Origin of the sequence: Micromonospora sp. NPDC007230 (genome assembly GCF_042869115.1) — a bacterium.
In the GTDB taxonomy this organism is placed as follows: Bacteria; Actinomycetota; Actinomycetes; order Mycobacteriales; family Micromonosporaceae; genus Micromonospora.
Genome location: NZ_JBIAFE010000048.1, coordinates 22,915 through 29,521 on the forward strand (window position 1 = coordinate 22,915; position 6,607 = coordinate 29,521).

Consider the following 6,607-nt stretch of genomic DNA (forward strand, 5'->3'; position numbering starts at 1 on the left):
AGGATGCCGGGTACCACGCCGCTGAGTTCGCATGATCCACGCACGGCGGGGCCCTACCAGCTGATCGGGCGGCTGGGCGCGGGCGGCCAGGGCGTCGTCTACCTGGGCAGGGACGGGAACGGTAACCGGGTAGCGGTCAAGATGATCAATGTTGACCTGCGCCAGAGCCCCCGGATCAAGTCTCAGTTCGCGAAGGAGATCGCCGCCGCGCGACGGGTCGCCCCCTTCTGTACGGCTCAGATCCTGTTCGCCGAGGTAGACGCGGACCCACCGTACGTGGTCAGCGAGTTCATCGAGGGCCCGACCCTGCAGCGGCACGTCCGTGAGCAGGGTCCGATCTCCGGGAACGCGTTGCACCGACTGGCCGTTGGCACCGCCACTGCGCTGACCGCGATCCACCAGTCCGACGTGGTCCATCGCGACCTGAAGCCGGACAACGTCATTCTCGGGCGGGACGGTCCACGCGTGATCGACTTCGGCATCGCCCGCGCACTCGACGTCACCGAGACGATGACCAGGCAGGTCATGGGAACGGCGCCATACATGGCACCGGAGCGGTTCCATAACCACCGGGTGGGTCCCGCCTGTGACGTGTTCGCGTGGGCGGCGACCATCGCCTTCGCGGCAGCGGGCAGGCCACCGTTCGGCAACGATTCGATCGTCGCGGTGATGAACCGCGTCCTGCACGAGCCACCGGACCTGCATGGCCTCTCCGACGCGCTGGACGACCTGATCAGGCATTGTCTGCAGAAGGAACAGGATGCGCGGCCGAACGCCGAACAGGTCCTGCTGCGGCTGCTCGGGCACACCGCGCGGCCCTCGACGGACCTGCTGCTGGAGACCGTCCTCAAGCAGGGCAACCAAGCCGCCACCGCGCCGACGCCGTCGTACCCGGCACCCGGATCCCCGCCCCTGGGCCAGGCGGCCAGGCCAACCCTGCCCGACCTCCCCGAGCACGCGCCGGTCACGCGCGTGACCGGCGCCCCGGCGCGGCGGGAGAACCGCGAGCCGACCGCCCCGGTACGGCGGGGCCCCTGGTCGGGTCGGCTCCGCCGGGAGCTCGGGGACCCGTGGGGGGTCTCGATCGCGATCTTCCTCGGTGCGGTCGGCATGGCGTCTGGCTACGTCGCGTCGACCGCGGTCGGCGCCGCGGCACTCACCGGCGCGGTGACCTTCGTCGTGGTGTACGTCGTCCGCCTGCTGGTCGCCGCCGCGCTGGCCCCAAGCACCGAGCCGGATCCCGGGGAGGCGTCGACAGCCGACCAGGCCACGACCCTGCTCCGGTCCAGGCCCTGACCCACGAACACGATCCGGTCGGTCCGCACCGCGGCTCGGCCGGGCTGGTGGCTGATGTCGACGCCGTCAGCCGACACTCTGGAGGGACCACATGGTTTCAGGTCGACCGACTGCCCGGCCGTGGTTGCCGTACACCGCGGCCATCGTGGCCGGAGTCGCGGTCGTCACGGCGGCCTACCTGATCGTCCGACCCGCGGCGGACGTCGGGTGCACGCCGCTGGAGGTCAGCTCGTCGACCGAGAAGGACGTGCTGCTCGGCGAGCTGGCAGAACGCTACAACAAGAGCGATCGGCGGGTCGGTGGCCGGTGCGCCGTCGTGACCGTACATGGCCTCACCTCCGGTGCGGCGACAGACGCGCTGGCCGGCGACTGGGCAGTCAAGCAGCCCACCCTGCCACGGCCGCAGGTGTGGTTGCCGACGTCGACCCTGTGGACCGGGCAGTTGAAGTTGCTGGACGAGGCCGCCGGGCGCCCGGCGCAGACCCCCGGCCGGTACCCGTCGATCGCGAACAGCCCGCTGGTCATCGCCATGCCGCAGCCGAAGGGAGAGCTGCTCCAACAGCAGGGCCGACTCGGCTGGGGTGAGATCCTGGGCTTGTCCGGGCGCACGGGCTGGGCCACCTTCGGTCGCCCAGAGTGGGGGCGGTTCACCTTCGGCAAGGTCAACCCGTACCTGTCCACCTCTGGGCTGGCGGCCACGATCGCGACGTACTACGCGGCCATCAACCGCGCCAGCGACCTCACCGAGAACGACCTCGCGAATCCGGCGGTGACCCAGTTCGTCCGCCGCATCGAGGCCAACGTGTCCCACTACAGCGACGACATCGTGGATCTGCTGAAGAACCGCGCCGAGGCGGACCTGTCCGGCGCCGGCACAGCGGCCCCGACCGACATGAGCGCGGTGGTGACGCAGGAGGAGTTGGTCTACCAGTACAACGAGGGGGAGCTGAGCCCGACCCGGGGCGAGAAGCCGAGGGTCCCGCTGGTCGCGGTGTATCCGAAGGAGGGCACGTTCAACCTCGACCACCCGTACGTGGTCCTCCCCTCGGCCAGCCCGGAGCAACGTGACGCCGCTGCCGACTTCCTGGCATTCCTTCAGGAGTCGCCGCAGCAGCGGAGCTTCAGCCGCCTCGGGTTCCGCGATCACGAGCGGAACGCGTCCGGCCCGCTGATCGCCTCCGTCGGCGGGCGCGGGGCCCAAGATCTCACCTACTTCGACCCGCCTGATCCCACCGTGGTCAAGGCGATCCTCACCGGCTGGGGCACGCTGCGTAAGAAGGCGAACATCCTCGTGGCCGTCGACACGTCCGGTTCGATGAAAGCAAAGATCGGTGACCAGACCAGGTTCCAGGTGGCGACCAGGGCCGCCGCCAAAGGCTTCGGCCTCTTGAACTCCGAGGACCAGGTCGCGCTCTGGTCGTTCTCGTCCGAGACGAAACAGCGGCCGAAGTCGCCGTACAGCGAGGAGGTCCGGCTGTCGGCGTTCGACCAGGAGGCGCTCACCAATGAGATCAACAATCTCCATGTCGAGGGCGGCACCGCTCTGTACGCCACGGTACGGGCGGCACACCGTCACATGCTCGACCACTATGACCAGTCCCGGATCAACGCAGTGGTCGTACTGACGGACGGCAAGAACGAGTACAACAAGGACAACAATCTCGCCCGGCTGCTCCAGGATGTCGCGTTGGATCCGGACCGACCGGTCAAAATTTTCTGCGTCGCCTTTGATGAGCAGTCCGATTTCGGGACGCTGGACCGGATCGCCAAGGCGTCCGCGGGCAAGGCGTTCGACGCCCGCGACCCGGCGAAGATCGATGACGCGTTCGTCAAGCTGGTCAGCAGCTTCTAGCGTCGCGTAATTCAGGCCGCGCAACGGTCGGCGCCGGGCTCAACCAGTTGGAGGCGGTGACCACCCTCGGGAAGCAGGATCTTGCGGTAACGACTGGGACGGAGGGAAGCGTGGGCCTGTCCGGTGCGACCCTCGGCGGCGGCTTCGGCTTCCTCACCCGCTACCTCGGCATGACCTGCGACAACCTGATCGGGGCGGAGATTGTCGTCCCATGGGGGGGCCGACGGCGCCAAGGCGATCGAGGTGGACCTGAAGAACCACTCGGACCTGCTCCGGGCGCTCCGCGGAGCGGGAAACGGCAACTTCGGGATCGTCACCTCCTCACTCACCTACAACCCGTGCCCACCCGCTGACCTGCGGTCAGCGGGTGGGCACGGTGTACCGCAGCGGCTGCCGCCGGTCGAACCGGCTGATCAGCACGGTCTCCGGTCTGCTGATGCTGCCAGTCGCCTCCCCACGGTTCGCAACGGTGCCGGACGTGAGCTGGAACAGACGGAGACCGTGGCCGCTCACGTGACATACCGGGTCGGTTGGGTCATCTCCTGACCGACCCCGGCCCCGCTCGGATCGGCACCCACGGTGCGTCGGCTGGAGCGGGCGCTGCCTCTAGCTGCTCAGCCGGGTGACGCGGTGCCGAAGACGTCGGTGAAGGACAGCAGCAGGGCGTTCACCTGCTGCGACAACGCGTCCTGAGCCGGCCCCGAGATCCGGCCCGCTGCCGACTCCAGAGAGATGGTCGACAGGAAGCCGCGCATCTCGTCGGCGGACTGATCCGGCTTCCCGATGGTGAACTTGTGCTCGGCCTGCCGTACGGCGTTGCGCAGGTGGACGTACGCCGGCTGGCCGAGGTCACCGGTGGCCTGGAAGCGCCCCAGTGCCTGGTCGATCGCGTCGAACGGCTGCGCCTTGGTGCGGGCGAGGGCGCCCTGCACCTTGGTGAGGAAGTCGGTGATCTGGTCGTAGGGCGGTGCCGAGAGCTGCTTGGGGTTGGTCGGTTCATCCTTGTGCCACAGCACTTCGAGCGGAAGGTAGCCGCGGTAGCTGCTGAACCGCACGTCGGTGAAGAGCCGGTCGAGGTCCATGAGCAGGTCGGTCTCGGCGCCGGCTGGCTTCTTCTTGACCTGGAAGTTGTTGGTGTGGGGCAGCACCGCGGCGATGTCGGCGTACCAGTCGTAGCCCAGCCCGGTGGCGCTGCGGAACGGGCGGAAGTATCCGGTGTCGTCGATGATTCCGACGTTCGGGCGGTCGATCCACCGCAGGATCTGAATGGTCTGCTCTGCTGTGGCCGTCATGTCGCCGTGGTTCTGCAACCCCAGCTGGACGCCTCTGGCGGCGGCGTAGTCGGCGAGCAGCCGCAGCGGCGGGGCGACCCGACCCCTGGCGATCGCCTCCCAGCCGAGCTGGTCGATGTCGGCGGGTACGACCCCGGAGAACACCCGCATCACCGGCGCGCCCATCTCCGCGGCGACGTCGATCCAGAACTTGAGCCGCTCCACGTCCAGCGCGCGCAGCGCATCGTCCGGTTCGGCGAAGTCGTTCTGTGCCCCGGTGCCGCTGATGGCGAGGCCCAACTCCTGGCAGAGCGACCTGATCTGCCGGGCATACTGCATGACCTCTTCGCGTGGAAGGGTGGGCATGGTGTTGTTGTCGTAGCCCGGGATGAAGTACGAGGTGACGTCCACCGCCTCGAAACCGGCATCCTTGGCGAACCTGATCGCATCGAGGGTGGTGATAGGCGGTGCGCCCTTGCGGCCCTTCAGCCACGCGTTGATGTTGACGTTGAAGCTGTATAGGTTGAGGCTCACCGGGAAGTCACCGGTGTAGTACGGCCGGGCTTTCGGCAGTGGCGTGGTCGAGTTGCTGCCCGCCCAGGCAGCGGACGCGTGGCCAGCGGTCGCGGGCAGCGAGGCAGTTGCCGCGATGGCGGACAGAAGCAGTTGGCGTCTCCTCATCGCAATTCCTTCCGTACCGTCTGAATGTGGGCTCGTGTCACCGGTCTCCGGGACTTCGTCTCGGCTCGGGTCACGGAGCGGCGTTGCGAGCAGTAGCGGGGACACCGCCGGCACTCGCCGCGGCAGCTCCCCTCTCGCCACCAGGCCAAGCATCCCTGAGTGGTCGTCGTAGGCTAGACCTGGAAAACGCTTTCCGCTAGGGACGTGCACGAACTCTTTTACGGCGACGACGGGGGGATCGGCGCGGTCTACGAGGCGTTCCGCCGCACTATGGTGCCGGTCGACGGCGGCACGGGAGTTGCTTGGCGAGATCGGTGCGGTCGATGGCCGTGGCCGGATCACGACGTCGTTGGCTGCATGAGCGGCTCGTCGCCGAGATGCCACCGCCGGGGGTCCGGGCTGCGGTAACGCGGTTCGGGCCCTTCTTGCTGTCTGGCCTTTTCGGACGGTGGGTGTCACGTGGGTGCGATGTGGGTGCCGCCGCGTGCGCCGGCTTTTCGCCGTGCCTCGGCTTGTTGACGTGGTGGCCGAGGTAGGCGGGGTAGAGGCGGGCGTAGATGCGGCGCAGTGGGCTGCCGTGGGTCAGCAGCGCCACTCTGGGCAGGGTGGCGGGTGGCAGTTGGAGGACGGTGGCTGCGGCGAGGACCATCGGGTGAGTCGGCGTAGCTGAGGCTCAGCGCAGTCACCATGGTGGTGATCACCCACAGCGGGCGCAGGAGGCGACGGGCCTGCGCCTGGCTGGCCGGCCCGGGCAGGCAGAGCAGTACCCGCAGAACACCACCAGGGCGGCGGCGTTGAACAGCAGTGGGCCGAGCGGATTGTGCCCGCCGTCGGAGACGCCGGCGAGGAGGCTGGCGTTCAGCGTGCCGGCGCCGATCCCGAGGTGGATCTGGCGCAGCCAGGACGTGACCCGCTCGTCGTCGCAGAACCCGGGCGTGGACAGGCTCTCGGTCATCTCCGATGGCCTCGGCTCCGCAGACGTCGGGCCGAAGCCCTCAAACGCTCGCGCCGAGCGGGCGCCGATCGCCCAGATCACGCGCAGCGCGAGCAGAGGGATCAGTGCCAGCAGGGCCAGGCGGGGACCTATCGGCACCGCGGCGAGCCAGGACAGGTACGGGCGGTCAGCCCGGCAATCGACGTACGGCACGCACTGCCAGCCGACGAGGTTCAGCGTGACCCCGACGACGGCCAGCGTGAACGCCATGGTGAGGGTGCCGGCGAGCAGGCGGCACAACGTGCCCAGCAGACCCAGCGGGTCGGCCGACGTGGGGCGCAGCCAGATCGCGAGGCGGTGGACGGGGTCCACAACGCTCACGTCACATCGGCCGGGGCCTCGTGCGAGCGCTCGCCTCGTGCCGACCCGATCAGGTGTCCCCAGAACCTAACGTGATCTTTAAATGTTGTTGTTCCTCGCCTAGGGCGTGTCCTGCCGATCTTGTAGTGGTTGATCGTTGACGATGTGCCGGTGGTGCGTCGCGGGGAGTTGACTGATGAGGCGTGGTCAGTG

At 68.4% G+C, this 6,607-nt stretch carries 5 protein-coding genes; 3 read left to right on the top strand and 2 right to left on the bottom strand.

What is annotated here, in order from left to right:
- The first annotated feature begins 3 nt into the window (after positions 1-3).
- The 3 genes from ACFYML_RS35580 to ACFYML_RS35590 all read left to right on the top strand — a co-directional run bounded on the left by ACFYML_RS35580 (position 4) and on the right by ACFYML_RS35590 (position 3,501).
- On the top strand, positions 4-1,296 hold the full coding sequence (locus tag ACFYML_RS35580; protein ID WP_387424822.1) for a serine/threonine-protein kinase: 1,293 nt from the start codon (positions 4-6) through the stop codon (positions 1,294-1,296).
- A gap of 91 nt (positions 1,297-1,387) precedes the next feature.
- Entirely contained in the window at positions 1,388-3,148 is a 1,761-nt protein-coding gene (locus ACFYML_RS35585; protein WP_387424823.1) for a VWA domain-containing protein, read from the top strand.
- A 56-nt stretch (positions 3,149-3,204) separates the two neighbouring features.
- Positions 3,205-3,501, top strand: coding sequence for a hypothetical protein (locus tag ACFYML_RS35590; protein ID WP_387424824.1), 297 nt, complete (start codon positions 3,205-3,207; stop codon positions 3,499-3,501).
- 261 nt (positions 3,502-3,762) lie between these two features.
- On the opposite strand, the gene ACFYML_RS35595 is transcribed toward ACFYML_RS35590, so the two are convergent.
- Together ACFYML_RS35595 and ACFYML_RS35600 are read right to left on the bottom strand one after the other, a co-directional pair.
- Entirely contained in the window at positions 3,763-5,100 is a 1,338-nt protein-coding gene (locus ACFYML_RS35595) for a sugar phosphate isomerase/epimerase family protein (protein WP_387424825.1), read from the bottom strand.
- A 697-nt stretch (positions 5,101-5,797) separates the two neighbouring features.
- Complete coding sequence (locus ACFYML_RS35600; RefSeq protein WP_387424826.1) at positions 5,798-6,415, bottom strand: hypothetical protein; 618 nt, start codon at positions 6,413-6,415, stop codon at positions 5,798-5,800.
- Positions 6,416-6,607: the final 192 nt, after the last annotated feature.

Coding starts and splice junctions, on each gene's coding strand:
- ACFYML_RS35595 (WP_387424825.1), bottom strand. CDS start 5,100: ATGAGGAGACGCCAACTGCTTCTGTCCGCCATCGCGGCAACTGCCTCG.
- ACFYML_RS35580 (WP_387424822.1), top strand. CDS start 4: ATGCCGGGTACCACGCCGCTGAGTTCGCATGATCCACGCACGGCGGGG.
- ACFYML_RS35585 (WP_387424823.1), top strand. CDS start 1,388: ATGGTTTCAGGTCGACCGACTGCCCGGCCGTGGTTGCCGTACACCGCG.